Source organism: Longimicrobium sp. (assembly GCF_036554565.1).
In the GTDB taxonomy this organism is placed as follows: Bacteria; Gemmatimonadota; Gemmatimonadetes; order Longimicrobiales; family Longimicrobiaceae; genus Longimicrobium.
In genome coordinates this window covers 1-3629 of record NZ_DATBNB010000598.1, presented here as the reverse complement: position 1 = coordinate 3629, position 3629 = coordinate 1, and the positions used below count along the sequence as shown (strand labels likewise).

Here is a 3629-nt window from a genome sequence, read left to right as displayed (position 1 = left end):
TCCGCTCGCCAGCTGCTTGCTGAAGCCGTCCGTCAACGGCTGCGTGACCAGCGGGAACGTGTTGAAGAAGGTTCGGAACCGCCAGCTGGGCTGCTGGAACCGCGCCTCGGTGGCCACGAAATCGTCCGTGTACACCGACGTCGTCCAGTCGCGGATCCACTCGCGCGGATCGCGCCCCAGCGCCTGCTGCAGGTTGGCGAGGCCGATCACGTCGGTGTCCACCAGGTCGCGCCACAGCACCGCGTCGTCGCCCCCGCGGCGGTCGGCCGCATACCGCAGGAACGCCCACGAGGCGCCGCGCGTGGGCAGGTCGTTGGCCCCGGCCTCGGTGGTGTCGTAGGGCGATTCCGAGCTCGGCTCCTGCAGGAAGCGCGTGTAGCGGCGGATGTTCTGGTCCATGTACGTACGGTATGCGGCCAGCGCCCGGCTGGTCGACTGCACCTCTGCCGAGCTCAGGTTGCGGCGCGGCGTGAGCCCCAGGGCGCGGTAGAACACCACCTCCTCGGCGATGTGGCTGAGTCCTTCGTTCAGCCACGTAGCCTCGTTCCAGATGGAGGTTTCTACCACGTACAGCCGGCGCGACGCGTTGATCAGGTGCTGGAACTCGTGCGCGACGGTTCCCAGCGTCGTCTGCAGGATCGTCTCCCGCGAAAACGCGGTGCCGGCGATGCTGCCCGAGGGGTCGGGCACCAGCATGTAGAAGATCTCGGCGTAGTTCGTCGTGGCGCAGGCGGCCAGCCCGTCGCGGTCGCTGGTGGGGAACAGGTCGCGCGGGTGGAAGTATCCGCCTACGTACGACGAGGTGCCGGGCTCCGTCAGCTCGTTCACCGCCTTGGTGTACAGGATGATGGCCTTGCCGTTGCCGTCCAGGTCCTCGGGCGTGCCGAACGCGTTCGTGACGCCCGGATAGACGAGCGTGTCGAAGCCCACCGCGAGGGAGCGGTAATCGTCGTCCGTCAGCCCGTTGGCGGGGTTGGCCACGTCGGCCAGCACGATGCTGCGCTCGCTGATCGCCACCACGCGAGCCGTTACGTTCTTGGGGTTCTTGCAGGATTCCAGCGACGTGTTCACCGTCACCTGGTCGCCCACCGAGGGCGAACGAAGGTTCAGGGTGAGGCGCGGCCCCGTGCCCCCGCCGCGGCCGCCCCGCCGGGGCGACACCGAAAGCGCCGCGTCGCGGTAGCGGCCCAGCGCCTCGGCAGACTGCTCGCGAAGGCGGGCGTGGAAGTCCTCATCCTCCCGCAGGCCACCCGCCAGCGCCGGCGAGGGCGCCAGCGACGGCGCGTTGATGCCCACGGTGCGGTCGGTGTCGAAATTCACGCCGAACGGCGAGTCGCCCTCGTTGCCGCTGTGAAAGGGCACCGCCACGTAGTCCCTGCCCGCCGCCCCGCCGTCCAGGCAGATCGCCGACGCGGTGACGCCCCCCAGCACCACCGCCTCGCCCACCCCGAGCGAGCGGACGGCGCCGCCCTGGCCGCACGCCGCCGGGGCCGCCGCCACGTTCACCACCACCGTGCCGCTCTTCTCCTCGAGCGTGGCGGTGATGGTGGCCGTGCCCGGCGACTTGCCCGTCACCACGCCGTCCGCGCTCACGGTAGCCACGGCGGGGTTGGCGGACGCGAACTCCACCTCAGAGCGGCGGTCGTCGTCGGGCTCGTCGCCGTTCACGTCGCGCACCACCACGGTGAGCGTCAGCGATTCGTTCACCGCCAGGGTGCGGTCGTCCGGCGACAGCTGCACCGTGGCGATCCCCGCGTTGCCCGCGGTGGGGGGGTCGCACGCGGCCAGCGCCGCCGCCAGGAAGAACACCATTAAGCGCTTCATGAACACGCTTTCGGAACGGGAGAAAGGGGCGGTGCGCCGGCGGAACCCGGACGCACACCGTACAACGCGGCGGCAGCCGCGGCCATGACAGGGGCGCGCCGACCCGGGGGGCCGGCGCGCACGCCAGCTACTTCGTACGCACGACGGTCACGCTCAGCGTGCCGGGAAGCGCCCCGCTGGAACCCACGGTGACGGATGCCTTGAGCCCGCCCGCCACCCCGGCGCGCAGGTACGACGCCCCGCCGCCCACCAGCGTCACGTCCACCGCCTGCCCGCTGCTCAGGGGCCGGGTGAACAGGGGATACTTGCCGACGTCGGCCGTGTACAGCGAGCGGAAGTTCCAGCTGGGCTGCCGGAAGATGGCGGGCACGTTCAGCCCGGTGTCGTCGGTGTACACCGAGACCGCCCAGTCGCGCATCCACTCCACCGGCTCGGCGCCCAGCCGCTCGCGCAGGTTCTGGAACCCGACGGTGGTGTTGTTGACCAGCGAGTACCAGAGCGCGTTGTCGCTTCCGTTGCGCCGGTCGGCCGCATAGCGCAGGAACGCCCAGCTGGCGCCGCGGGTGGCCAGGTCGGCGTCGTCTCCTCCGGCCGCGTCGTGGGTGGAATTCTGCTCCGGCTGCTTCAGCCACTCGCCGAAGCGATCGGTGTTCGACTCCTGGAACTCCAGGTACGCGGCGCTCAGCGGGCCCGACAGCGCCTCGCCGCCGATGTTGGACCGCGGCTGCCGCTGGGCCCGGTGATAGAACAGCAGCTCCTCGGAGATGTGGCTGAGCCCCTCATTCAGCCACGCGTCCTCGTTCCAGTCGGTTCCGTCGATGCCGGGCACCAGGTACAGCCGGCGAGAGGCGCTGATCAGGTGCTGGAACTCGTGCGCCAGCACCCCCACGGTGCTGCCACGCACGTAGTTCGCCGAGCGGATGTTGCCGTTCACCGCGCCGGTGGGGTCCGGCACCAGCATGTAGAACATCTCGGCCAGGTTGCTGCCGGCGCAGGCGCCCCCGAAGTTGGGATCATCCTTCTGCGGGAACAGGTCGCGGCCGTAGAAGAACCCGCCCACCACGTAGCCGGCGTTCTTCGGCGTCATCTCGTTCACCGCGCGGGTGTAGAAGATGAGCGAGCGTCCGTTGCCGTCCACGTCGGCCGGGGCCCCGAAGGCCGCGGCGTTGATCGGGTACACCAGCGTGTCGAAGGTGGCCGCCACGTGCTGGTAGTCGGCGTCGGTGAAGCCGTTGACGGGGTTGGCCGTGTCGGCCACCACCAGCGCGCGGGTGCTCACCGCCACCACCCGGCCCGTACGGTAGTCGGGCTTGGTGCAGAACTCCAGTCCCACGTTCAGCTTCAGCAGCGTGCCCACGGCGGGGGCGGACTGTTCGGCCGTGGACATCCGCGCGCCGGAGCGCGTTCGCGCGTACGCCTGCCGCGCGGCGGGAAGCAGCGCCGTCAGCCCCGGCACCGCGCGCTCGTTCAGGCGCAGGTGGAACCCGCCGTCGCCGGCTGCATCCTGCACCGCGGCGGTGGAGAACGAGACGGAGGGGCTGGGCGGACCGGTGGGCGGCGAAATGCCGACCGGGTCGAAGCGCAGCCCCAGCGTGGCGGTGGTGCTCTCGGAGCCAAAGTGGGAGATCAGCGTGTACTCGGCCCCCGTCGCGGCGCCGCTCAGGCAGAGGATTGCAGCCGCGGCGCCGTGGCGCGTGTACGAGCCGCCCACGGCAAGCTCGGGGGTGCCGCCCGCGTCGGCGCAGTTGCCCGCCAGGGCAACGACCGTCACGTCGGCGGTGTCGGCCTTGCCCCCCAGCTCGGCG

At 70.9% G+C, this 3629-nt stretch carries 1 protein-coding gene and 1 pseudogene; both read right to left on the bottom strand.

Annotation, left to right across the window (positions count from 1 at the left end; all coding sequences use genetic code 11):
* On the bottom strand, window positions 1-1824 hold a 1824-nt coding region (locus VIB55_RS16405; RefSeq protein WP_331877745.1), incomplete at its 3' end, for an Ig-like domain-containing protein.
* 127 nt (window positions 1825-1951) lie between these two features.
* Window positions 1952-3629: pseudogene (locus VIB55_RS16400) on the bottom strand (hypothetical protein); the annotation flags it as partial.